Origin of the sequence: Vibrio sp. 10N.261.54.A5, assembly GCF_041471145.1 — a bacterium.
In the GTDB taxonomy this organism is placed as follows: Bacteria; Pseudomonadota; Gammaproteobacteria; order Enterobacterales; family Vibrionaceae; genus Vibrio; species Vibrio crassostreae_C.
Genome location: NZ_JBFRNU010000007.1, coordinates 34,716 through 60,744, shown reverse-complemented (window position 1 = coordinate 60,744; position 26,029 = coordinate 34,716). Strand labels below are relative to the sequence as shown.

Here is a 26,029-nt window from a genome sequence, read left to right as displayed (position 1 = left end):
TTCTCCCAAATCTTCAATATCAGTTCACTTGTTATCTGATGCAGCCCCATCGTCTTCCGCTATCAATGAGGATGAATTCGTAGCTTGATCAGCAGTCTATGTAAGCATCGAAACTGCTGAAACGGATTCACCACCTACTTATAAAGCAACATTAAATAGGTGACGAATAAAAGATTTACTGTATTGAGGTTAAAAATAATATCGAAGATTAACGGCAGCAGTATCAGTTTGATAACTGTCTATGTCATAGCGAACCCATTCAGCCCCTATGGAGATACCGTGCCAGGGCATTGTCATAAGACCAGCGCCATAGTACCCATCAATGCCATTGTCACTATCACTCATGGGCATTGTCTCTAAGGTATCCGTATTGGTCGAATGTGAATTATACTCACCGTACCAAAAGAATGCCCCGCCTTTCACGTACACAGAGAAATAGTCTGCTATCGGGTAAGATAACGCGAAGCCAACAGTGCCCCCCTGAGCGCTCCTCAACTGCAACTTAGACATAGACTCCGCAAATTCATCTACTTCTAGATCAGGCACAGAATCAGTAGCCGTAAACTCTCGACTGCCTAAATCAACATACGCTGCTTCAAGAGCAATGTAAGAGTTAAACCTATATCCTCCACCCAAAGCAAAATAGAAATCATCTTGGTCTTGAGAGGTAAGCATTGCGGTTGATGAAACTTCACTTATTTTGGACTGCAATTCACCATCACTCGTATTGCCATAGCCCAAACCAAAACTTCCATTAAGGTAGAACCCGTTTGCTTGAGCACTGAATGACAGACTCATAGCAGTCAACACTATTGCTCCCCCCGCTATAGCGGTACGAAGATTACGTAGCAATAACAACAAGGCTAAAACCATCAGCGCAAATACCGACATATTTCCGCCCGACGATGAATTGGTACTCGTCATAGATTGATACCCTCTTACACCAACACCGCCGGGATCTTTAAGAACACCGTTCTCGATACCATCGCTGTCATTAGCGCCCCCCTCTTTCATTGTTAACTGAATACACCAATCACCAATACTCATGCCTCGAGTGTATTCTCCACTACTTGGCGGTGGACAGTATCCCTCTTCACCGGGTGCTGAACTGATATAGTCTGTGTCATTCTCAACAAAATCAGCCCAACCTGTTGTAGTACTGTATTTACGATATACCGCCTCTACGGGAACAGGCTCACGCTGAGGTATTACAACGTTGACCACCTGACCAAGCGTCAACTCGTTCACGTTGAAGTCAAACATCCCACCGACGTTATTGACCTCTTCATCTGGAAGTATCGACAAGCCTTGCAAATGGTCGCTATCGACTAATGCTCCCGAGTGCTCATTACTAATTGAACTATCACCAAGCGACAGATGTACACCAGGGTCTGATTCAATGATGAACTTGTTCATATCCATAGCTTTGTGAGGTAAAATATGGGGTACAAAAACAACATCTAGGTAATCTGGAATACCGTTGTTGTTTTCATCGCTCATCCCCTCATCAATGTCATAGATGCCGTCTCCATCAGTATCAACACCCTCAATAAATGTACGCCCTTGAGCCACTACGTTAAAGCTGTATGAACGCTTGATCTGAAATGCCTTATTAGATCGATTAACCAGCATGACAGAGACAGTATTTACTCCCAACTTCAAGTCAGAAGCCTGTAAGGTTAGCAAGTCGATAAATTCTTCTTGATTGGACTCATACTGCCACGCAATAGAGAACTCCTCCGCATTTAGCAGTTGACCATTCACTGAATCATAAAGCTCAAAACTAACATCACCGCCATTGGCGACCAACGTTGATTTGACTGTGTCATCTTGGGTGATACGCAAACGGAACTTAGGCAACGTGATTTCACTGACCACCAGCGTTTCATGTGTTGCTTTTAGTGACGTATGCGCCACATTCAACAACTCAACATAAAGGGACTCTGAAACCGCATTACTATCGGTTAAGAAGATAGTGTAATCAACAACCTCCTCAACCATGTCGTGGTGGTCTGTCTTGCCTTTATAATCATCAGCTTCTTCAAAGACAATCGTATGAGAATCCAAACCATGCTCCGCATCACCACTAATACCTAAATCCACGAACAGCGGGTATTCCGGTGCGAGTCCACTTAGTACAACTTTAAAGTGACCTTTACTGCCATCGCGTACACTGACATCTTTACTCAAAGAAATCATGGGATGGATGTCTACTTGCTGCTCTTGAATCTGAACGTTACCCGCATAGTCAACTGCTTTCCATTGAATCAGATGCCTACCCGATCTTAAGTAAGTGTTTCCACTATTGTATTCTTCAAGGAAGACCTCACAACAGTCACCACTGCCATAGTCTGATGCGGTCGGCCAATCCCCACCAGTGAGGCGTTCAGCATCCACTTTAGTGAAGAGCGACGTTGCATAGATGTTTAGGTTTGATGGTAGTTCAATGACTGGATTAACATCATCATCATGTGGGTTATTACCTTTTGCAAATTCATCTCGATTTGAGCGGCCATCGTTATCGGCATCACCTTCACCATCTTCACCGTTTAACGGATCAAACCCTTTCTCTCGTTCCCAGTTATCCGGCATACCATCGCCATCATCATCAGAGTCGTAAACATCAGGCATTTGGTCTAAATCAGTATCCAATAACACCGCCAAATCAAACGTTGTGTCTACGGACAAAGGTTCATCATCGCTTGCTCGAAGGGTAATAGTGTATTCGCCGATATGCTCCGTAGTAGGATTCATTGTAAGGGTCGTTCCAGAAAGCGTTAACCAACTAGGTGCACCCACTAACGAATAGCTCAAACTATCATTATCGATATCAGAGAAGATATCCGACAACAATTCTTGAGTCGTTTGACTACCTGTTGGGGCCTCAGCATCGGAATAACCTTGGTCAACGATTGGAGCATCATTGACTGGAGTGATAACAATTTCATAGTCCGTGTACTCTTGAGTTTGCAAACCGTAGCCGTCACTCACATAAAAATGGAACGTATCCTCTGTGGTTTCACTTCCGTCATGCACATAGCGTATGTCCGACTCTGTTTCTATATCAGCCTGTGTGAAGGTATCATTCACCGCGAGTTCAGTGTTTGACTTGAACAGAGCACCATACTCAGGTAGGCGAGTAATGACATAGACCAGATCATCATAATTCTGCTCAACATCCATAAAATGCACATCGTCATGAACAAAAGTAATACCTCCCCCTTCATTCACCTCCAATGTCGTCCAGTGGTGCTTCATTGGCATTGTATTGGTTCCGGTGACCTCAATAGTGAAATCACTCGTAGCACTTTCTAGTGCAATATCCCTCGCGGTAACGGTTATAGTGTAAGTACCAATATCATACCATGTTGGTGCAGTCACAAATCGTTTCTGCTCAGTGCTAAAGCTGATAAATAAAGGGAGGGGATCGCCATTTGAAAGAGTGGCTGAATAAGTAATGGTATCACTCTGACCTTGAGTAATATCCTCATCAACGAAACTCGCGTCAGCCAACGTATAGTTCAGATCGTCTCCAACATCGGTAATATCAAAAACTTGATTAACCAACACTTGATTAGCGACTGGTGCATCGTTTGAATTCAGTATTTCAATATTAAAAGTATTGCTAGACTGTCGACCGCCATCATCAGTAGCTGAAATCGCAGCCGAGTACACACCAGGAGTTATGGCAGTACCCGTAATCAATCCACTATCACTATCAAAACTCAAACCCGCAGGTAATCCCAAAACACTTCCAACAATAACCATTCCTCCTTCCGGATCACTGTAGGCCAGAGCAGTATCTATCGCTTCAATTTCGATATCTTCTGTTCTGCTGTGGGCACTAAATTCATTATTGAAAACTGGGGAGAGGTTAGGGTTTACGTTAATAATGAAGTTAGCGTTAGCGACGCCACCATTTCCATCTCTGGCGGTAACTGTCACACCATAGTTTGATAAAGCAGTAGTTAATGTGGTCTTACCGCTAATCGTTGCCGTGCCTGCATTATGGTCATAGCTTATCGATAAACCGGCTAATAGACTCTGAATATCGAGTGTCAGCACATCATTGTCAAGATCAGTAAAATAATTTATTGGCAAGTGATAGACAATATCACTACCACGTACATTCCCAACTGGGCTTAACACGCCATTCGCGACAGGAGGGTGGTTTACACTCCCCGAAATCGTTACCGATGTGGTGTAATTATTGGCATTCCCATTAGTATCCTCTATCTTAGTAGTCATTATCCGTGTTGAATTATCGGCATCAGCTCCCCCCTTATCCGAAGTAAACACCACACTTCTTAATGTTGCCTCCATCGCCGCTAACGTTGCATTAGCGCCAAAAGAAATAGCAAGGTTCGAATCACTGGCCACTAGCGCCCCAATCGTCACACTTTCAAACAATACACTCGAGCCATCAATGAGAATTTCATTGGACCCAGTTCCTACCGAACGAAGAGTAATTTGATTAGAGTGATTAGTCACCGATGGCGTACTAACTGATAATGTATAGCCATCAAAACTAGAATCATCAGACACTATCACTGCGTCCGAACCCACATCAATCATTACCTCATCACCATTGAGTGACGTAGCACCATCACCCGGAAAGTACGTTATGCTCGGAGCATCTGGATTTGGGATGATGAAATTAATTGTTAAGTAATTGCGAATTTTCTCACTCTCTTTCACAGAGAGATTGATAGGATAAACCCCAGGTTCTAACCCATCCGGATCAAACGTAAATTGATTCTCTTCGTTATCCGTTAGTGCAGGTTCATTGCTAGCGTTAAACACATTACCAATATTCTCAGTAGTGATACCCGCCCCATCAACAGTAAACGTAAAGGGAGTGTTGTCTTCTAGAGTAATAGTCTTTGTTTCGGAAGGGATGTTGTCAGAGAGATAAAACTCCTCTGTAGTACTCTTATCCTGCAGATAGAAAATTAAGTCGACATGCGTTTTAGATTTAATGGCATTGTCAGCATCAAAATCCTCCACGACAAAACCACCTGAATACAACCCTTCACTAAGAGAGCCAGATCCTGTCCATGTAATAAGCCCCGTCGCAGTATCAATGGATATTCCAACAGGGTTAACACCCTCTCCACCCAACTCATCCAAATTGGCCATACGATACGACACACGGTCACCATCAGGGTCCAACACATTGAGCTGATACGTCCAATCAACGAGACTGGTGACACCATCAGCCTGCAACTTAGGCACTTCTAAAATAATCGGCAACTGTATCGTGGGAGCCTGGTTTCCATTCCTTGGATCTATAATGGTCTGTATTTTCCAATAATCATCGCTATTATTTTGCAAATTTGAAATACGACAACAACTCTTATAGTACACATTGTATTGCTCGCCTAAATCGATGTTGCTCGCTGTAAACTTAGAGGTCTGCAGCGTATATTGGTTCGCAGTATCTGAGTCAGTAGAAAAGTTTTGCCTCACCTCCGAACCATCAACAGGCACTAGAACCATACCGTTATCCGCATTCAATCCACTAGACCCACTTGAGACACTAATTGTGTTAGCACGATTTAATGCCCACGCGGTTGTGATGGTTAACGTAACATCGTTGTCTACCCCTCCCCCATCTAAGTCTGCCAACTGCCACTTAATACTCCCTCCCCGAAAGTGAGAAGCCGACGCAGTTGTAGACGCAAGCAACGCTGATATCAATATCAAATTTTTAAACATACTTTTCCTTCTACTATTTCCGTTCCGCTTCATTAAAGAGAAAGTTATTGTTTCCCCCAAAAAAAATAGCGAAGGACAATCAATAGCTTCTACATATATTTCACTAGCTATCAATCATAATAGTATACATGTTGCATATATCAATCAGACTGAATCAAGAACCTACGAGCTGAACAGCTACGTTCGCACCTCTCGTAGCCTAGTTACAAAACAGTCAATCGTAGTTCTCTGATCTTTTGGATTCATCGAGACAAATAACTCCATACAGTCCGTCAACGTCTAAATAATACCTCGCTAGCTATGGGGCATGTGTATCATCACATTATGGGGGCGAGTCTTTTAAGGCGTGGTTTTAAGGTCTCATTCATACCTGCACATAAAAAGTAAACTCAACAAAAAGCCACACATCCCATTAATGAAATGTGTGGCTGTTTAGCTCTGTTCTGCTACGAACTTAGATAAGTTTAGGGGTTACTCCATATCACCTAACAAGTAATCTTCATCGCTGCTCACTACTGCGCCGTGCTTCAAGAAGTTCTTACCTAGGATCATGCTGTATTCGAAGCGAGAACGGTCTTGAAGGTTTACCCTCACCTCTTTCTCTAGGTCTCCGAGCTTAACCTTCATTTCTACCACAGGGCGAATGTTCACCTTCTCGCCTTTCTTGGCTTTAATGCGCATTACATCAATCACTGGCTTGGTAAAGTCTTGCTTATCGCCTTGGTTGTTTTGATAGGTAAAACTCACCATGTCTTGGCCATCTTTCTTAAATCGTTTGATGTTGACTGCGTTCATTGAGCTTACATCCGCACCAGTGTCGAGCTTGGCCGGGAACTTCATGCCGTTCACTTCTACTACTTCAATATGCCCAACTTTAAACAGTGGTTCGGCTTTCAGAAGGTAATCAGAACGCGTATTAACGTAAACGCCCTCTTTTGCCATCTTCTTGCCTAAAATAAAGTACGCTTCTTTCTCATTTGTATTGAGCACGTCGATGGCGAACTCTTGCGTACGCACTTTTCCAGACACCGCAAACTCACCACTTACAACAGGGCGAGTATCATCCCCGACTTTAAGCTTCTTAATAATTGGCTTGGTCACCTTCTGCTTCTCACCATTTACATCCGTAAGATAAAATTCAACGGAAGCATCTTTGCCTTTACCTGTCATTTCAAAACTGTCGACCTTCAGCAAAGGTGTATTGACAGTGAAAGAAGCCACAGCCTTAAGCGGGAAGTCATCTAGGGTGATGTCCTCTTCCGGCGAGATAATCATAGGCTCACCAGACTCAGCCACATCACTAAAGTTCTCTGAACCTTCTAATAAAATATTCTCAGCACTGGTGTCAATCATGAAGAGTTCGCTGGCGGTGTTGGTTCCAAATCTCAACTGCGACTCACTACTCGAGCGCTCACGTAGGTACACCAGAACGTCTTTAGTCGTGTTTTCATCGAGTTGAACAGGCACATACACCAAAGGTCTCTTCTTACCGCTCACGCTTAACATACGAACCAACGGCAATGTCATCTCTTTTTGCTTGCCGTCGTTGTCGAACATATCAAACGTCACTTCACTGTTCTTCTTATCTATATCGATGTCTTTTGCATGAAGGATGCTGTAGCGATTTTTTAATGAGAAGGTCGCGTTCATCGCCATTCCAGAGATAGACACCACCTCTTTTCGGCCAACAACGGTCGCGTTCTCTTGCTCTTGTAAATAGTCATAACCTGCAAACACCAGCGCGTTATCCGCAAGGAAGGTTTTACCAATCAGCACTGGCGCAGAGAAGTGGCTTCTGTCGGTCAGGTTAACGTCGGTTTTTAGCTCTTGGTCTGCAATGGTGAGCGACATTTTTACGGTAGGGCGAAGCAAAGGCGTGCTGCTGGTGCGGCTGCGTATCATGCTGACACGCTCTAAAGGCGCTTCGATTAATACCATGTCTCCCGTCCGCGGGTTTTGAACCTTAAAAGACACCACAGCCTCATATTTCGCAAAGGTACTGCCATCCCAATCATCGTAATCAACATCGGAATTGTTCAACAGGTCTTCGGTTAACGCCGCCATCAACTCTTGGTCTTTGAGATTTTGGTAATCGGGATTAGAGCTCTTCACATGAATGTCTTCAGCATGCATAGAAGTGGTTTCCGCACCGGTATCAATTTTACCAATGAAAGGAACGTCTTTTAACCCTTGAACGCTAGATAGGTACACGTTCTCAGTGCGACCTAATACCGACTTACCATCGAGTTCGTAAGTGGGATTTTGAGTGGTAGGTGAAGTGTCAGTAGCCAAAGTGTATTGTGAAAAAAGTAGAGTGCTTAAAAGAGTTAGAGCCAAAGGTATCTTTTTCATTAGTTGGTCCGTTGTGATCAGTTCACTAATAATACTGGCGTTTGCGCGAAGAGTTCCCCCACCAGCAATGGTTCTCACATAACGTTAACGCTATGAGTTTTTAAATGACAAACCGATGACTTTGCGCTGCATTCGCTTATCGATTATTGACTAATGGATACCCAATAACCTTTTCAATGCTCGGTGTTCTATTGAAGAAATGAATACAAAAAAGGCCAACGACGAGCGCTGACCTTAGCTATTCAAAACACACCTGAAGCGAGTTTAACTTGCTAAAACACAAACGGTTCTAGATAAACATAGCACTAAAAAGTCCCGACTGTTTTCTTTGCGCAGATAGCTCGAGCTTTTTCTGCGTCCTCACCTTTATTTTTGAGATAGCACTGTCGATAAGATTTGACGTAGCGCTCAAATAACACCTCGGCTTCAGGTTGTGGTTTAGAGAGCAGTTGGTTAACGAACTTTCTTGATCCAACCTCAAAATGCTGAGTATCGATTGGGCTATTCCAATCCCCTCCCCAGATCATAAATCCGTGATGGGCAAACAGCTCCACCACATCTTCAGCCATGCCGCGGCGTTCAATTTCATCACGAGCACGAAAACGAGTACGGTTCACATAACGAGTCGCAGATTGTGAAGGCTTTACCGTGATTCTTCCGTTGCTATCAAACTCTAAGAAAGGGTTTTGAACTGGGTTGATGTCGATTGCCACACCATAGGCATGTTTCGACCAACCTCCTCCGCCTGTAATAGGACGAGCGTTAAAGGCGCTGCTGTTGTTCGCATCCATTGAGGCGCTATCATCACCTCTGAATTCACGCATTAGGCGAGCGGAATGAAGAGGAAAATTGCGCTGTTTGAGCTCTGAAAAGATTTGTTCAACAGCAGGCGCAATAACATCAAGCACGATCACATTGCCCTGTTGCGTTTCCCCTTTGAAACTAATGAAATCGAAATCCACTTTGGATAGTCGCTCACAACCAACGGGCGCACCACTACTCAAGACATTGTTCTTTTTCATCATGTCGCATTGCCATTGAGATATAGGAGCGACTTGGGCATAACTCACTGCACTGAGCACAGTGGCCAGACAGCCGACAATAAAACGTTTCATATCAAAAACTCAAAATAGTAAGAGTGAAAAGTAGCAGAAGTTGGAAAATAGCATATTAAGCCAAGTTGAGCGCACGCTTTGTTAGCGTGTTTTGTTCCAGTAAACAATCTCTCTAACTCGTCCGTTCTGATCCTTGTCAGCTTCTCCACCAACATCAGAAAGTTCAGGTAAGGTCGATAATTGCGGAGCGTAATAGGCAACTAACATAAGTACGAACGCATCGTAAATATCGTCTATCGCGGCGTCTTTACGTTTGGTATTTGAAATGGCCAACGACAAGCGGTCACACCATTGAGGGGATAGCTGCTGAATAATAGAAAGCCGTTCCTCTTTGCCTTCTTGCGTTCGTTTTGAAAACGTCAGCGGTTCGTCTTTCAATGCTGCAAACACCACTTCAGGATGTGATTCCCTGATAGAAAGATTGGGATGAGTTTCAATGAGCTCATCAAGCTCGCGAATCTTGGGCACAATTCCCCAAGTCTGTTTAGAAAACTTCTTATCAAGCTGCTCCACATTGGCACTGCACGCCGCAATGTAATCGGTTTGGTAAACCGCCTCACGACACGGAACCGGAAACACCGAAGAACCACGTTTGCTGGTTAGAAAACGCCTTGCTGCTTTGTCACACAAGCGATCTGGAGTTTGTGCATCACTAAAACCAATAGGCATATCGATAAGCGCCGTTGAACCGATAAGATCACTCGCTAGCTCATCGAGGGTGTTTACCACTTTAAACGCAGGTATCTCATTGTCAGAGACAATCCAAGCGATCCAACCCGACTTGCAGCCATCAATTCCGATGTATTTCATTATGTTCTCGATGATTAGTTTGTTGAGGGTTATTTGGGATAACTAGCCCACTTAATGATCAGTGCCACTCACTAATCAGCAGTCTGCTTTTTACACCACGTACCTGCAAGCCCATTGCATCGAACACCTCTTCAAAGTCTCGACACTGCGCAGGGATGTTAGGTAACGAAAGCGCGGCTTCTGAAAAGAATTGTTGTTCAAAATGAGCCGAATCGTTCCAAGCGAGTTGCCACCACTCTAGAATCCTCAACTTAGACGAGCGCAGCTTTTCAGCCGTAGGAACTTTATCACTTTTACTTAAGTTCTCTTTGCTTGTAGTAGGAAAGAGGTTCCACTTATCGTTGTTTGGCCAGTAAGCGAAAGGCAAACAGTGATCAACGTGATACTCATTTTTTAATGATTTTCCACTCCACACGCTGACAATGTCTGCACGATCAGATCTAAGTTGCTCGACACGTTTACGCACATCGCGAGTATCATGGTTTTGATCGATCCATACCAAGCAGTCGTGATAAGTCTGTAGTGAAATGCTTCGCTGTCGGTTCAACTCGAAACGCTGCATCTCCATGACCCATTGATTCACCACCAGCGGTTCAATCCACGAGTGGTAGATTCTAAAGCACTCCCACAGGCTTTCATCGAGAGTAAAATAACCAAAACTTTCTAAGAACTCACTATCAATGACCAGTGATTCTCGGCTCTTCCGTCGTTTGTGAGGTGGGTATATATCGAATAGTCGGTTGTCTTTCGAGCCTTGATAAATGAAAGTCACAGGTCCTGATTTAATGGTGCTGATCGTTTGTGAAAATAGCTTTTGTAGAGCCTTAGCTTCATCGCCGAGAAACATAGCGCCTATCGCTAGATCATCAGCACTTAAGTGTTTGAGTTTATTCCACCCATCCTCTTTTACAAACCCAAGTCCCTTCGTTGTGTTGCTATTTTGCTGAATCCCTGCGCCTTCTATGTCGATATCAATCAGTCGCTTAAACTGCCTAACCCAATACAGAGCAACCAAGCCCACTGGTAGAGAAATTTTTCCATCAGTTCGATCAATCACAGCGCCTGAATGCGCATCAGCAATTCGCAGTAATGTTCTCAACAAAGCCAACTTGTATGTGGCCGACTTGTTGTCATTCACAATAATGTGGCGCACCTTGTTCAAATCACCGGAGCCATCATCTGGCAAGGTCATCACCACGGTTTGCCACCAAACCTCACAGCGCTTCAAGGTGTCTTGGCTGTTATCAACATGACGCACCAACAAAGCACTGTTCTTCGACAAACGCTCAAGCTCTTCAACCGAGACCTCATAACCCTCTCGGTCGTCTTGAAACTCCCCATGACGCAGAGTGATCACCAACTTGCCATTTGGAGCTAGCAAGTTAGACAACTTTCTAAATGCGCGCTCTCGATGAGACGGAGCGAGATGCATCCAAACCGCACTGACCAATATCAAGTCAAAACGCATTCCGAGGTTTTCAGTGCGGCTAAGCGAAGGCAGTGAATCATCAATCCAGGTAACACTTGGGCCTGTATATTTCGAGCCTTGTTCGCGTAATGAAGCACTTGGTTCTATCGCAATAACATCAGCTCCGGCTTTGTGCATCCATAGCACATCACGACCGCTCCCAGCACCGACATCTAATACTTTATCGCCCTCTAAAGGCCAATAAGCTTGCCAGCTTTTATGCACCGTCTCGAACGTCACTGAGTTGTACTGCTGGCAAAGTGTGTGAGCATTTTTATCGTAAAAAGGAATCGATGAGGACATATGCGCTATTGGAGTAAGGAGTCTATCTCAATAGTAATGGGGAGCTTAGGCGATTGCTAGCAGCTCATGCAAGTTCAGCCACACCGAGCAATATTTATCGTTAGTGACTGTTTTATATCAATATCCACCTAATGAGTTCATCAGGCGAGTCACACCTCGAATTGATCTCGTCAGAAAAACAAAAACAAACAAGGTGCAAGCTGACGTGCGAACAGAGATAATTGTTTGAAGATGATTAACTCGCCTCAAGCACCAAACCGATAGAAAACTAATGAACACATACTCGCACATAGATACCCCATTCAATCTGCGCCACAGCTGTTGGTTTTGTGGTGAGCCTTCCAGTAACCTTGTTGAATTTCCTAAGACAGCGCAGGCAGTTGCCAAGATTGGCCATTCACCGATAGCACTGCCGGCTTGTAATGAGTGTGCGAGAATTAACTATTCAAAGAATCTGACCTCAATTTGGTCTGTGCGCGATCAGATAAAACACACTCTGATAGACAAGTACGCTAAGCACCTTGGCATCGGTGAGAACTGGACGGAGCAAGAGCTTATTGATTCTGATTTCTCGGGTTCGACGCTCGGTGGGTTTGGGCGCAGCGCTTGGAAGATGTATCAAATCGCCAAGCAACGCGTCGATTATAAAGGCTGGCCTTTGTCGGTTGATGACATCCCACTTGAGGTATACGACGAAACCAGTGGCTTTGAGTTTGACGGTACTCGTTATGCCTCAATCAATTCATGTATCGACTATTTCACCAAGGCAGCAGGCGTAGACAAAGAGCTGTTGTCGCAGCTTGTCGACATCGTTTCATCAGAAAGGTTTAGCTACGCACTGCGAATCGCCAAGCTGAACAAGAATGTCTCTAATACCAAGCGCTCGGAGATCGTCGAAGAGGTGCTGCAACAGGAGTCTGAACAAGAAGAGATATTGCTTGAGCAAGCTAATTCAATGTTTAACCCAAACGTCGAAGAGGTGAATATTTCAGGCTCAATAGCGCCTGTGTTTGCTATTCAGTGGGCCCTGGCTAACAAGGTTAAAGATTTAGCCCACCTTTGTGCTCTCGAAGATGAGTATTTTGACTATTTCGAGCACCTCGGCGGCCCTGCAGCTTTCATGTCTTATAACGGCCTACAACTCTATTTAGAGTCGCGTCAAGATCCGGAATGGGTAGAAAAATCGGATCCAAATAAACAGTATTGGTGATCATGAGCCATTACTGGTGAACACGTGTAAGCTCGATAACTGTGTCAAGCATCCATTGTTAGTCCTTGTTTTATATAAAGATCTAAAAATAGCCCCCTATCACAGTTAATTGTTGCAATTCGGTTAAATAGAGTGAAGACTTCAAGCATCTAAAACTATTTAATCACTGCCATCTTGCGGTGAGTAAGGAGTGAATTGTGCTTGCTGTTCTTCGTATTATTTTGGCTACGGTGTTTATTATTTTCACCACTCTATGTGCTTTTGTTTACTGCTTGTTTAGCCCCAAGAACCCCAAGCATGTGTACGTTTTCTGTCGTTGGTTCAACCAACTCCAAAAGATCATCGGTGTAAAACTGGTGCAGCGCGGCCTAGACAATGCCCCAACACCAGAAAACAGCGTCTACATCTCTAACCACCAAAGCATATTGGACTTTGTGACCGATCCAGGAATGCTAAGACCGCGCACCGTTTCATTGGGCAAGCGCGATTTGTTGTACGTGCCTTTCTTTGGCCTGCTGTATTGGATCACCGGTAACATCATGATTAACCGCGAAGACAAATCCAAAGCACGCGATACCATCAAGCAAGTGGCGGAAGCGATTCATCAGAGAGATCTGTCTGTTTGGGTTTACCCGGAAGGAACCCGTAGTAAAGGGCGTGGACTACTGCCATTCAAAACAGGCGCTTTCCGAATGGCAATTGAAGCTGGTGTGCCTATCACCCCGATGTGTACTAGCACCACGCACAATAAGATCGACTTTAATCGTGCCAATAATGGCATTGTGATCACCGAGATGTTGGAACCTATCGATGTATCCGGATACAAGCTTAGCGATGCGAGAGAGTTGGCCAATCGCTGTCACGCACTCATGGCAGAGAAAATAGCAGAGCTTGATGCCGAAGTGGCTCGTTTAGAGGCGCAGCAAAAAACAGAGTTGGATTCAGATCGTTCTTCTACGAACTAACTCGCAACGAAACCACTGAGTCATCGCTCAGTTACTTAAAAAGACACTCAACGATCGCAACTCTCATTGTTCTTGTTTTACTTGCTGGCGCTTATCCGCAAAATAAAAACAGGCGTTATCTGCCTTATAGAGCAATGGGAGTAAACGATGGAAGTGATTCACCATGGTGGCAAACATACTGTCACAGGATCTTGTCACGAATTAAGAGATTCAGGCCAAGCGGTGCTCATCGATTGTGGCCTTTTTCAAGGTTTAGATCTTCAAGGTAAAAAGCTTCAAGGTGCGGACACTCGCCCTCTTGATATTGAATTTGAAACATCCCACCTCAACGCTCTGCTGCTGACCCATACTCACATTGATCATATTGGCCGATTACCTTGGTTACTCGCCAGTGGGTTTAACCAACCGATTTATTGCACGCAAGCCACCGCTGAACTTGCCCCTTTAATGATTGAGGATGGCTTAAAGCTGCAAGGACTCAGCAATAAACAGTCGAAGCTGATACTCAAAAAGATTCATTCGTTAATTGCTCCCAGGCCTTACGGGGAATGGTTTCCAATCACGTCTAAACAGCAAAACAACGGAAAGGATCATGATAGGCCAAATACTCTGTATGCTCGCTTTCAACCTGCGGGGCACATCTTAGGTTCTGCCTATATCGAGATTAAGTTACCCAACCAAGAGGTGGTAGTCTTCTCTGGCGATTTAGGCCCAAGTAACACACCACTACTGCCCGATCCAAAGCCACCACGACAAGCCGACTATCTGTTTATCGAATCCACTTATGGCACCAGTACACATGATGATATTGCTACGCGAGCTGAGCGTCTCAAAGCAATCATTGATCGTTCACTGCTCGACGGTGGCGTTATTCTAATTCCGGCATTTAGTATCGGCAGAACGCAGGAATTGCTTTTTGATATCGAACACCTGATCTTTGAGCATCAACTCAGTAGCGATATTCCTATTATTCTCGATTCTCCGATGGCTCAAAAAGTGACGCGTTCATACCGACGTTTTAAAGAGTTGTGGGGACAAGAAGCAAAGCAGCGTCTTGAACTGAAACGCCACCCACTCGCTTTTGAGCAGTGCATTACCGTCGATGGACATAGAATGCACAAGAAAATCGTGAATCGCCTCAAGTCGACAGGTGAACCCGCGATTGTGGTCGCAGCTTCTGGGATGTGTCAGGGTGGTAGGATAATGAACTACTTATCAGCTTTACTTCCCGATAAACGCACCGATGTAATTTTAGCAGGCTATCAAGCTCACGGAACGCTCGGGCGAGAGCTACAACAAGGAGAAAAACAGGTTTCCATCGATAACCAACACGTTGAGGTGAAGGCTCAGATCCATAGTATGTCTGGCTACTCTGCTCATGCTGATAAAGATGATCTCAATCGATTTATAGAAGAAATAACCGTGCCACCCAAAGAGGTACATTTGATTCACGGAGATCCAAACACTCAGTCTGAGTTCGCTCAAGCTTTGGTTGGAAAAGGATTTAAAGTCGTTTAAAACAGGCGATTGATTCACGATTTCTGATTGCGGTAATCCTTACGGAAAGTTCTAAAAATCACTACTGATATTTTAAATAATACCTCCCCTTAAACCTGCCTAATTTCACTATATCGGTGATATATTCTTGCGTCTTTACCGTCGTAATGTGTTAACAGTCATTAGTACTGAACAACGTTTCCTCTCATTTTTCTTCTACTTTCCCTTCTGACACATATTGTGAGTTTCGAAAATTTGTATTAATCACTATTTATTCACTTTACAAACCGACACTAAAAACAACCAATTGCATATCAATTTTAATGAAACGATTATCAAATTAGCACTAAGCGTTAACAAACACTCCCTGTAACATGCTTTATGTCACAGTAATCCTAATAGGCAGTTAAATAATTTAACACTCAGGTTACAAGTGAAGTATTGTGTTGTTCGAAAAACAATCATAAGCAAAACTAACAGGGAAAATACTCATGCAGTCATTCGTTGATTTTTTGAATGGAATAATCTGGAGCCCAGTACTTATCTACCTATGTTTAGGTGCAGGTTTGTTCTACTCCATCATGACTCGATTTGTTCAAATCCGTCACTTCTTTGAAATGTGGCGCTTGCTACTATCGGGTAAAAGCTCATCAAAAGGCATCTCGTCTTTCCAAGCTCTAGCCGTTTCGCTATCTGGCCGTGTAGGTACAGGTAACATTGCTGGTGTTGCTGCCGCTATCGGTTTCGGTGGCCCAGGTGCAGTATTCTGGATGTGGGTTGTAGCCTTCTTTGGCGCCGCGACTGCTTATGCAGAATCTACGCTAGCGCAAATCTACAAAGAAGAAGACGAAGGCCAGTTCCGTGGTGGTCCGGCTTACTACATTGAAAAAGCAATGGGTCAGAAGTGGTACGCATGGATCTTCGCAATCGCGACTATTTTTGCATGTGGTATTTTGCTTCCAGGTGTTCAGTCAAACAGTATTGGTAATGCTGTAGAAGCTGCATTTGGTTCAGGTGACATGATTGAAACAGCTGTCGGTACATTCAGTTTCGCTAAAATTTTCACCGGTACTGTTGTTGCTATCATCCTTGCTTTCATCATCTTTGGTGGTGTTAAACGTATTGCGAACTTCACACAGATCGTTGTTCCTTTCATGGCATTGGCTTACATCATCATCGCGTTCGTTATCATTCTGCTAAACATCAGCCAAGTGCCAACTGTTTTCGCAATGATTGTTGGTGATGCATTCACACCTATGGCAGGCTTCGGTGCTGCAATTGGTTGGGGTGTTAAGCGTGGTGTTTACTCAAACGAAGCAGGTCAAGGTACTGGTCCTCACGCGGCAGCTGCTGCAAGTGTTGATCACCCAGCTCAGCAAGGTTTAGTACAAGCGTTCTCTATCTACATCGATACACTTCTAGTATGTTCAGCTACAGCGTTCATGATCATCATCACTGGTGCTTACAACGTTCACGGCGGTGCTGAGGGTGTGTTCCTTGTTCAGAACCTAGCAGCAAACATCGGTGCGAATGGTCCTGTATTTACACAGCTTGCTATTGAAAGTGCACTACCAGGCATTGGTAAGCCATTCATCGCATTTGCTCTGTTCTTCTTCGCATTTACAACGATTCTTGCTTACTACTACATTGCAGAAACGAATATTGCTTACCTACGTCGTACCATCAAGATCCCTGGCATGATGTTCGTACTTAAGCTTGTTCTTATCACTGCCGTTTTCTATGGCACAGTTAAAACAGCGAACCTTGCATGGGCAATGGGTGATGTTGGTGTTGGCTTGATGGCATGGTTAAACATCGTTGGTATTCTGATCATCTTCTTCATGTCTAAGCCTGCGCTTAAAGCTCTAGCTGACTACGAAGAACAGCAGAAACAAGGCGTAACTGAGTACACATTCAACCCTGTAAAACTAGGCATTAAAGGTGCAACTTACTGGGAAGAGAAGTACAAGCGTAAAACAGGCAAGTCTCCAGAAGCAGAAGCTGCAGACACTAAACCTGTAGAGCAACCTTCAGCTTAAGCTTTCCTTAGCAAATAGATCGCTTTAACAAATAGTGCTATTAATAACGCATAAAAAAGGGGTTAGCTATTTCGGCTAACCCCTTTTGTTTTATTCATAACCAATAAATGGCTTATAACAAACTAACTGTTCCCGAGTTAGAGTATTAAGCAGCGATTTCTTGTGTTGCCATTTGAGGTGCTTTCTTCTCACCGATAGGCAGTACTGTGCGGCCATATTCGTTGTTGATTACTTGTGCCATTGCAAAGTAAATAGCTGAAGCGCCACAGAAGATACCTTCAAAACCAGCGATAGTGCCGATTAGTTCGCTGCCAGTGAAATCACGAGCTGCAAGTAGGAAGAACAAGATAGTTAGTGAACCGAATACTACTTGCTTCGCCACTGGGTAGCATAGAGAGCCGATGAACATGAAGCCTGTGAAGATGCCCCATAGTAGTAGGTACCAACCCATGAATGCTGCAGGGCTTGCAGGTAGGCCCATGTAAGGCATCACGATTAAACCAACCAAAGACAACCAGAATAGGCCGTAAGAAGTAAACGCAGTTGTACCGAACGTGTCACCACGTTTGAAACACATTGTGCCCACGATAACTTGGCTCAAACCACCGTAGAAAATACCCATAGCAAGAATCATTGAATCGATTGGAAAGAAACCTGCGTTGTGGATATTAAGAAGAATAGTGGTCATACCGAAACCCATTAAGCCTAGTGGCGCTGGGTTAGCTAGTTTGGTCGACATTGCGAATTTACCTTATTAAAGTGGTTGATTAAAAAAAAGCGATAAAAATTATCAGAAAATTTTAATCTATAAACCGTACAACTAGGTAATCCAGTTATCGAAAACTAAGATTGTGTAAATGATCTTATGGAAGATTAGTTTCATAACAACGCTAATTAATTCATAGAACCTATAAATGAACAAATTCCCTGTCGCGCTATGAAAAAGATGCGAGTAACGAGATGCGAGATACGAAAAGAGTCTTTAGATTCGAGTAAGCGGGATAAGAGGAGCAGGTCTCGATTGAAGCGTCATTCCAGAATCGAGGGACGAAATATCTGGAATCTCCTCTTCGATATAAGCACGTTTGGCGCACTAAAGAGATTCCCTATCACGTTCGTTCCTCACTGTAGGGAATGACGGAAGTTTGCTTAGATGCAAGTAAGTGAAATGAAGAACAAGAGAGCGAGCTTTTCGTTACTCGTTTACTCGCATCCCGTATCTACTCTCTCACCCGTTATCTTAAATTATGCTTGTTGAGCTTTAGACTCAGACACTTGAGATTGAACGTCTGAAGAAGCGTTTTTACTCGCATCGCGCTTGGCTAACAACGTCACGACAATCAACTGAGCAACAAGAGCGCCTAACACAACCAATGCACTTCCCGTAAAGCCTGCGACTACAAAACTAATCAGAGCAATAGAGCCGTTCATCAATGCGTAAGGAAGCTGCGTCTTAAAGTGTTCAAACTGATCACACCCTGCCCCGGTTGAAGAAAGAATCGTGGTTTCAGAAATCGGTGAGCAATGGTCACCAAACAAGCCACCAGACAACACAGCGCCAATTGCGACGAGAAGCGGAGCATCTATCGCAATCGCGGTTGGAATAACCAATGGCATCATTATCGCGAAGGTTCCCCACGACGATCCCGTTGCGAATGAAATGATAGCCGATAATAAAAACGCGACCGCAGGTACTAACCAATATGGAAAGCCGCTCTGTGCTTGCTCAGCAATATAAGCTGCCGCACCCAACTCTTTACCAACGGTGCTTAATGCCCAAGCCAATACCAAGATGATCGCGACTGGCATCATGTTTCCCATGCCTTTTAAGTACACAGAAACACCATCAGACAACTTTCTTACACCGTAGTAAGCCATTAACGAAATTAATGTAATCGCCGCAAAGAAATAAGCCGATGATAATGCCGCTCTGAACGATGAACCTGCGACCTTTTGGAATGGGAAGCCTTGTGGCACCAACATGGCACACAACACCACCAGCATCACTAACAATGGTGCCCAGACAAAAGATGCCTTTGCATTTTTATGCGAGAACGGATTCAGTGATTCGCTATTCACGCCAGTATCGATTCCCGCTTGGCAATCACGCTCGGCTTTTGCCATTGGCCCAAAGTCTAAACCTTTAACGGACACTAACGGGACGATGAAAATCGCTAGGAATGCGTAGAACTGAAAAGGAATCGCACCGATGAAGGCATCCCAGTCAGACATGTTAACGCTCAACGCAGTAAATTCTTTCTGGATAAGACTCATGATGTAAACGCCCCATCCAATGAAAGGGATAAGAATAGCGACGGGCGACGAGGTTGAGTCGATGATGAATGCTAGCTTCTGTCTAGAAAGTTTCAGTTTATCGAAAAGGGGACGAAAAACAGGGCCAACAATTAACGGAGTACCTAAGTCTGAGAAAAATATCACGATTCCACCCAACCATGCTGAGATTTGAGCTTGGCATTTGTTGCTTACCCATTGAGTAACACGTTTTGCAAACGCAACACCACCACCCGATTTCTCCATCAAAGCAACAAAACCACCGATGAACACCAACAGCATGATCACGCCAGCGTTGTAGCTATCAGTCAATTGAGGGACTAAGTAACCTTTAACCATGGTACCAAACGTATCAAGCGGATTGAGTTCGCTAAACATGCCAGTCAGCATCGCAACGCCACTTAGCACGCCAGCAAAAAGGCCTATCACCACATTCCTTGTCGCCAACGACAACACCAAAGTAATCACAATGGGGATGAGTGACGTGATATCTGTCTGTTCCATAGGTACACCTTAACCCTAAAATAAAAGAATAAATATAAATTAAATTTGAATATAAATTCACAATCGACATTTGTACAGAACTTTATCCTCTAACTGGATAATTAGTCTTTAAATGCGCTTCAACATAGCCAAATAGACCAACAGCCCTCCTTAGATAGCCAAGTTCGAAACGAAAAAAAGCCGAAAGTAGAAACTTTCGGCTTTTGACTATTTATATCATTATGGTCGTACTACTGAACTCGTCGGTTAGACCACTTTTCAGTATTCAAACGATCAATTACAGCTAATTTCATCCCAGAACCAATTCGATTGAACAGGACTTTCCCAAACACCCGGACCGTTTTTAGCTAAGAAACACTTGCCGTTATGCGTCACTTTATCACCGTTACTCACTTGGCTAACGCCCGCTTGCCATGTGATAAACACCGATGGGTCAACGACGACAGGCGGCTCGGTAACAGGTGGTTCAACTGGTGTTGGGTCTACTGGTTCTGGATCGACAGGGGCAGGATCAACAGGCGTTGGATCTGTCACAACTGGTGGTGTTGGCTCGCCCGCTACTAGTTTCCAAGGGCCACCATTGGCAGGGTCATCCCCTTGTGTCCACCATTTCGCTTCATAGGTTGCGCCGTTATGCGTCACTTGGTCACCCGCGTTGTAAACCTTGGTCGCACTCCAACCATTACCACCCGGATCAGTACCAGGATCTACCGGATCCAGCTTATCGACAACTTTCACTTCAGGCCAACTCGCATGAGAACCATAGAAGTTGGTCACACACTTCTCGTAATCACCAGCCACCAGTGCGGAATAAGCCGTTTGGAAACCAACAAGCTCACACTCAAACGAGTAACCTTCTGGGCGGTCTGCGTAGTATTTCCAGTTACCATCCCAGTTGGTGTACAACACATCCGTTGCTCCGTTGAGGTTTAAGCTTCCGTAAGGCGTTTGCTGCCAACAAGTATTGGCTTCATCCGCTTCTACCGGAATTTCATAGTGCGCAGCTAACCCTTCCCAATAACGAATACGGTTAACGGGTTGGCCTTTGTCTTTGTTCTGCTCGCCACATTCAATACCACCATTGATCACGTTGATTGTGGTACCAAAGCCATAGCCAATACCCGCATCCAATTCACGTTGAGATGGTGTCCATGTTCGGTCAATTACATGCAGCATTGCCGGTTTAGGCGCTTGTGGTGTTAAAAAGAACCAGATAGCAGACGCTAAGTTCAACCAAGAATCCGCCACTAAGCCCGGATTATTGAGAAGCACCGTCGCATCGCCATCGAACATCACTTCAGAGAACGCGCCGTAATTAAAATGGTAAGAAAGCTGTTTAGCACCACGTCCGAAGTAACCCTGCCCCGCAGCACATGGCCAACGGGCATTCTGCCAATCATTCTGACCACAACCTGTGGTGTAACCTTCTTGGCCTTCAGACCAACCCATTTCGCGAACATGCACCAGCGCTTGCTGCCACTCTTCTAGAGCTAATGGATTATCAGAGGTGTTGCCTATCGCGATGTGCCCACCCGTCTCTTGTGAAAAGTGAGCAAAGGCCGTGATGATGGATTTCTTACAGATGGCATCGGAGTCACGGCCATCGGTGTACTCTCCACAGAACGCTGGGAATTTACCGATCGCACGTAAGAAGCGAGTGTAGGTGTATTCTGGCGCTGCCATCTGAGTGAGGAAGTCCCATTCAGATTGTGGGAACACGCGCTCTACACGCTTTATGTTTTCAGGATTCGAGGGGGAACCGGGGTCAATCGCTTCAACGATTGTATTCGGGCGAGTTTGAAGGGCCTGTGACCAGATCGCATACATAGGATCGGATGTTTTCGCTTGTTCAGCAGCTTGTAAAGCCGACTTTTCAACAAGGTAACCATTCGGGTTTTGCGGATCAGGTTGAATGTTCAAAGACGCATGACTTTGCGCTGCTAATGTGCAGCCCAGTACTGTCGCCAAATATTTGATTTTTAACATGATGGATTCTCTTATCTGTCCTTAATAAGTCCATCAAAGAGTATGCTTCACATGTGGAATGGCCTAGCTGTAGCTGTGTGAATTTATAAAAAGTGCGAGTGATCTTTTTGATACATGGCTCAGCACAACAAAGCGTCTCATGGTTTCTTGAGCTGATATCTAGTTTCCAACTCATTTGGTTTCTAGTTATTGTTCATTTGATTTCGAGGTATTGCTCATAAGCCTTTAATGTAATGAATCAATATAATCAATCGAAAAGAAAAAAGCCCCAAACTGAGTTCGAGGCTTAAGATCTTAATCAAAGCTGGTTAAATCTCTAAGAGATTATTCCCACTCGATAGTTGCTGGTGGCTTACCAGAAATATCGTAAACAACACGTGAAATGCCGTTAACTTCGTTGATAATACGGTTAGAAACCTTACCTAGGAAGTCGTATGGTAGGTGTGCCCAGTGAGCAGTCATGAAGTCGATAGTTTCTACGGCACGTAGAGATACAACCCAATCGTACTTACGGCCATCGCCCATTACGCCAACTGAACGTACTGGTAGGAATACCGTGAATGCTTGAGATACTTTGTGGTAAAGGTCAGCAGCGTGAAGCTCTTCAATGAAAATAGCATCTGCGCGACGCAGTAGATCACAGTACTCTTTCTTGATTTCGCCAAGAACACGAACACCTAGACCAGGACCCGGGAATGGGTGGCGGTAAAGCATGTTGTATGGAAGACCAAGCTCAAGGCCGATCTTACGTACTTCATCTTTAAACAGCTCACGTAGAGGTTCAACAAGACCCATTTCCATATCATCAGGAAGGCCACCAACGTTGTGGTGAGATTTGATTACGTGTGCTTTACCTGTCTTAGATGCTGCAGACTCGATTACGTCTGGGTAGATAGTACCCTGAGCAAGCCATTTAGCATTAGATAGTTTCTTAGACTCTTCATCGAAGATATCTACGAATACGTGACCGATGATTTTACGCTTAGCTTCTGGTTCAGCTTCGCCTTCCAGAGCTTTAAGGAAACGATCTTCTGCATCGACTTTGATGATGTTTAGGCCGAACTGGTCACCAAACATATCCATAACTTGCTCAGCTTCGTTTAGACGAAGAAGGCCGTTATCAACAAATACACATGTTAGTTTGTCGCCGATAGCGCGGTGAGCAAGCATCGCAACTACAGATGAATCAACACCACCAGAAAGACCAAGGATAACTTCGTCGTCACCTACTTGTTCTTTAATACGTGCAACTGCATCTTCAATGATTGAAGCTGAAGTCCACAGACCTTCACAACCACATACGTTAAGAACGAAGTTCTCAAGCATTTTCAGGCCGTTTTTAGTGTGTGTTACTTCTGGGTGGAATTGAACACCGAAGTACTTCTTCTCTTCGTTTGCCATTGCAGCGTATGGGCAAGTGTCTGTTTCAGCGATCTTTGTGAAATCAGCTGGAATCTCAACTACTTTGTCGCCGTGGCTCATCCAAACATCTTGAGTAGACTCAAGGTCAGCGAAAAGTGCAGATTCGCCAGTCACTTGTACCGCTGCGTAGCCGAACTCGCGCTCAGTAGACGTTGCTACTTTACCGCCAAGTTGCTCAGCCATAGTTTGCATGCCGTAGCAGATACCGAATACAGGAACACCTGAATCAAATACGTACTGAGGTGCACGTGGAGAGTTCTCCTCCGTTACACTTTCAGGACCACCAGATAGGATGATGCCGTCTGGATTGAATTCACGAATATCCGCTTCTTCTACGTCCCAGCTCCAAAGTTCACAGTAAACACCGATCTCACGAATACGACGAGCTACTAGCTGTGTGTATTGAGAACCGAAGTCTAGAATTAGAATACGTTGGTCATGAATATTTTTAGTCATTGTAAGCAGTCTTATTGGCTATGTGATAAAACGGAGGTGAGTTTACTCACCTCTGATTAACTCTTCAAGAAATAAAGCAAACGTTTTCGTTAGATATCTTTAACCACGTGTTTTGAGAAAATCGGACTTTTAACAAAACAGGCGGTAGATATAATAGCAATCACAGTAAGTAAGTGTTCAGGAATAGCGTAGGAAAAAAGCCTGAGAACGAGGCTGCTCTATTCGACAAAGAGTTCTGATAAGTAGTTATTCTACAATCAAAAATTCTAACGAAGTTATCGAGGTTTTTAACAAGCTAGGATGACCAGTTATTTACTACGATTGGTATATTAATGTGCCGACTAAATCAGCACATTATTCAAACGTTTGGACGTATTATTAACCTAAACGGTAGTTAGGTGCTTCTTTCGTGATTTGAACATCGTGTACGTGAGATTCTTTCATGCCCGCACCAGAGATACGAACAAACTCAGCTTTAGTACGCATGTCTTCAACAGTTGCAGAACCCGTTAGGCCCATGCTTGAGCGTAGACCGCCCATCTGTTGGTGAACGATCTCTTTTAGACGACCTTTGTATGCGATACGACCTTCAATACCTTCTGGAACAAGCTTGTCTGCAGCGTTGTCAGATTGGAAGTAACGGTCAGAAGAACCTTGAGACATAGCGCCAAGAGAACCCATACCACGGTAAGACTTGTAAGAACGACCGTTGTAAAGAATAACTTCACCCGGTGCTTCTTCAGTACCCGCGAACATTGAACCAACCATCACACAAGATGCGCCAGCAACGATAGCTTTACAGATATCGCCAGAGAAGCGGATACCGCCATCTGCGATTACTGGAATACCGTATTCGTTAGCTACTTCAGCTGCGTCTGCGATTGCTGTTACTTGAGGAACACCAACACCAGTAACGATACGAGTCGTACAGATTGAACCCGGGCCGATACCTACTTTAACCGCACTAACACCCGCTTCGATAAGAGCACGAGCGCCAGCGCCAGTTGCTACGTTACCACCGATGATTTGTAGATCAGGGTATGCAGCGCGAGTTTCGCGGATACGGTTAAGTACGCCTTCAGAGTGACCGTGTGAAGAGTCGATAAGTAGAACGTCTACGCCAGCTTCAACTAGAGCAGCAACGCGCTCTTCGTTACCAGCGCCAGCACCAACAGCTGCACCTACACGTAGGCTGCCGCGCTCATCTTTACAAGCGTTTGGTTTACGTTCTGCTTTGTGGAAATCTTTTGCAGTGATCATTCCAGTAAGTTGGAAGTCATCATTTACAACAAGAACTTTTTCAACACGCGCTTCGTGCATTTTCTCTTGAACTTCTTCACGAGTTGCACCTTCTTTAACAGAAGCAAGGCGAGCTTTAGGTGTCATTACTACATCAACTTTCTTAGAAAGGTCAGTAACAAAGCGAACGTCACGGCCAGTAATAATACCAACAAGTTCGTTTGTTTCAGTAACAACAGGGAAACCGGCAAAGCCGTGTTTTTGGGTAAGGGCTACAACATCAGCGATTGTCGCGTCAGGGCTTACTGTTACTGGGTGAGAAACCACACCAGCTTCGTAAATTTTAACCTGGCGAACCATTTCAGCTTGCTGCTCGATTGACATATTCTTATGAATAAAGCCAATACCACCTTCTTGCGCAAGGGCAATTGCTAGGCGTGCTTCCGTAACAGTATCCATCGATGCAGAGATCATTGGGATGTTTAAAGAAATGTTTTTCGTTAACTGAGTGCGAAGATCAGCTGTGTTCGGAAGAACGGTTGAGTGTGCTGGGACGAGTAAAACGTCATCAAAAGTTAAAGCTTCTTTTGCGATTCGTAGCATTTGCAATATCTCACAACAAAGGTGTTAAAAGGAGTAAACCCAACTTTATC

14 protein-coding genes are annotated in these 26,029 nt (G+C 44.4%); 4 read left to right on the top strand and 10 right to left on the bottom strand.

Annotated elements, in window-relative coordinates; genetic code table 11:
• Positions 1-189 precede the first annotated feature (189 nt).
• The 5 genes from AB4329_RS01915 to AB4329_RS01895 form a co-directional block, all read right to left on the bottom strand.
• Positions 190-5,718 (bottom strand): putative Ig domain-containing protein, encoded by a 5,529-nt coding sequence (locus tag AB4329_RS01915; RefSeq protein ID WP_372137611.1) that lies wholly within the window; start codon positions 5,716-5,718, stop codon positions 190-192.
• A gap of 471 nt (positions 5,719-6,189) precedes the next feature.
• Positions 6,190-8,070, bottom strand: coding sequence for an ATP-dependent zinc protease (locus AB4329_RS01910; protein WP_372137610.1), 1,881 nt, complete (start codon positions 8,068-8,070; stop codon positions 6,190-6,192).
• 305 nt (positions 8,071-8,375) lie between these two features.
• Positions 8,376-9,185: a M15 family metallopeptidase gene (locus AB4329_RS01905; protein WP_372137609.1), complete on the bottom strand. Its 810-nt coding sequence runs from the start codon at positions 9,183-9,185 to the stop codon at positions 8,376-8,378.
• Between the two features lie 81 nt (positions 9,186-9,266).
• Positions 9,267-9,995: a DUF429 domain-containing protein gene (locus AB4329_RS01900; RefSeq protein ID WP_017062812.1), complete on the bottom strand. Its 729-nt coding sequence runs from the start codon at positions 9,993-9,995 to the stop codon at positions 9,267-9,269.
• Between the two features lie 58 nt (positions 9,996-10,053).
• A complete protein-coding gene (locus tag AB4329_RS01895) occupies positions 10,054-11,766 on the bottom strand; it encodes a class I SAM-dependent methyltransferase (RefSeq protein WP_372137608.1) in 1,713 nt (570 codons plus the stop codon).
• Between the two features lie 271 nt (positions 11,767-12,037).
• Here AB4329_RS01895 and AB4329_RS01890 point away from each other — a divergent pair, with 271 nt between their 5' ends.
• The 4 genes from AB4329_RS01890 to AB4329_RS01875 all read left to right on the top strand — a co-directional run bounded on the left by AB4329_RS01890 (position 12,038) and on the right by AB4329_RS01875 (position 17,477).
• Positions 12,038-12,976 (top strand): hypothetical protein, encoded by a 939-nt coding sequence (locus tag AB4329_RS01890; protein WP_372135896.1) that lies wholly within the window; start codon positions 12,038-12,040, stop codon positions 12,974-12,976.
• 197 nt (positions 12,977-13,173) lie between these two features.
• Positions 13,174-13,941 carry a 1-acylglycerol-3-phosphate O-acyltransferase gene (locus AB4329_RS01885; RefSeq protein WP_065584647.1) on the top strand — a complete coding sequence of 256 codons (768 nt, stop codon included), beginning with the start codon at positions 13,174-13,176 and terminating at the stop codon, positions 13,939-13,941.
• Between the two features lie 147 nt (positions 13,942-14,088).
• The gene (locus AB4329_RS01880) at positions 14,089-15,459 is read left to right on the top strand and encodes an MBL fold metallo-hydrolase (protein ID WP_372137607.1); all 1,371 of its coding nucleotides are present in this window, start codon (positions 14,089-14,091) and stop codon (positions 15,457-15,459) included.
• A gap of 470 nt (positions 15,460-15,929) precedes the next feature.
• Positions 15,930-17,477 carry a sodium:alanine symporter family protein gene (locus tag AB4329_RS01875; RefSeq protein ID WP_017069529.1) on the top strand — a complete coding sequence of 516 codons (1,548 nt, stop codon included), beginning with the start codon at positions 15,930-15,932 and terminating at the stop codon, positions 17,475-17,477.
• A gap of 145 nt (positions 17,478-17,622) precedes the next feature.
• On the opposite strand, the gene AB4329_RS01870 is transcribed toward AB4329_RS01875, so the two are convergent.
• The 5 genes from AB4329_RS01870 to guaB form a co-directional block, all read right to left on the bottom strand.
• A complete protein-coding gene (locus AB4329_RS01870; RefSeq protein WP_010440610.1) occupies positions 17,623-18,216 on the bottom strand; it encodes an acetate uptake transporter in 594 nt (197 codons plus the stop codon).
• Positions 18,217-18,722: 506 nt separating this feature from the next.
• Positions 18,723-20,273 carry a Na+/H+ antiporter NhaC family protein gene (locus AB4329_RS01865; protein WP_372137606.1) on the bottom strand — a complete coding sequence of 517 codons (1,551 nt, stop codon included), beginning with the start codon at positions 20,271-20,273 and terminating at the stop codon, positions 18,723-18,725.
• 273 nt (positions 20,274-20,546) lie between these two features.
• Positions 20,547-22,259, bottom strand: a complete 1,713-nt coding sequence (locus AB4329_RS01860) for a glycoside hydrolase family 19 protein (protein WP_372137605.1) — start codon at positions 22,257-22,259, stop codon at positions 20,547-20,549.
• Between the two features lie 324 nt (positions 22,260-22,583).
• On the bottom strand, positions 22,584-24,137 hold the full coding sequence (gene guaA, locus AB4329_RS01855) for a glutamine-hydrolyzing GMP synthase (RefSeq protein WP_017059729.1): 1,554 nt from the start codon (positions 24,135-24,137) through the stop codon (positions 22,584-22,586).
• Positions 24,138-24,515: 378 nt separating this feature from the next.
• Entirely contained in the window at positions 24,516-25,979 is a 1,464-nt protein-coding gene (gene guaB / locus AB4329_RS01850) for an IMP dehydrogenase (protein ID WP_017062496.1), read from the bottom strand.
• Positions 25,980-26,029: the final 50 nt, after the last annotated feature.

Bases quoted from the DNA above. Each gene is read 5' to 3' on its own strand.
- AB4329_RS01880 (WP_372137607.1), top strand. From the start codon at position 14,089: ATGGAAGTGATTCACCATGGTGGCAAACATACTGTCACAGGATCTTGT.
- AB4329_RS01870 (WP_010440610.1), bottom strand. From the start codon at position 18,216: ATGTCGACCAAACTAGCTAACCCAGCGCCACTAGGCTTAATGGGTTTC.
- AB4329_RS01860 (WP_372137605.1), bottom strand. From the start codon at position 22,259: ATGTTAAAAATCAAATATTTGGCGACAGTACTGGGCTGCACATTAGCA.
- guaA (WP_017059729.1), bottom strand. From the start codon at position 24,137: ATGACTAAAAATATTCATGACCAACGTATTCTAATTCTAGACTTCGGT.
- AB4329_RS01890 (WP_372135896.1), top strand. From the start codon at position 12,038: ATGAACACATACTCGCACATAGATACCCCATTCAATCTGCGCCACAGC.
- AB4329_RS01865 (WP_372137606.1), bottom strand. From the start codon at position 20,273: ATGGAACAGACAGATATCACGTCACTCATCCCCATTGTGATTACTTTG.
- AB4329_RS01905 (WP_372137609.1), bottom strand. From the start codon at position 9,185: ATGAAACGTTTTATTGTCGGCTGTCTGGCCACTGTGCTCAGTGCAGTG.
- guaB (WP_017062496.1), bottom strand. From the start codon at position 25,979: ATGCTACGAATCGCAAAAGAAGCTTTAACTTTTGATGACGTTTTACTC.
- AB4329_RS01915 (WP_372137611.1), bottom strand. From the start codon at position 5,718: ATGTTTAAAAATTTGATATTGATATCAGCGTTGCTTGCGTCTACAACT.
- AB4329_RS01875 (WP_017069529.1), top strand. From the start codon at position 15,930: ATGCAGTCATTCGTTGATTTTTTGAATGGAATAATCTGGAGCCCAGTA.
- AB4329_RS01895 (WP_372137608.1), bottom strand. From the start codon at position 11,766: ATGTCCTCATCGATTCCTTTTTACGATAAAAATGCTCACACACTTTGC.
- AB4329_RS01900 (WP_017062812.1), bottom strand. From the start codon at position 9,995: ATGAAATACATCGGAATTGATGGCTGCAAGTCGGGTTGGATCGCTTGG.
- AB4329_RS01910 (WP_372137610.1), bottom strand. From the start codon at position 8,070: ATGAAAAAGATACCTTTGGCTCTAACTCTTTTAAGCACTCTACTTTTT.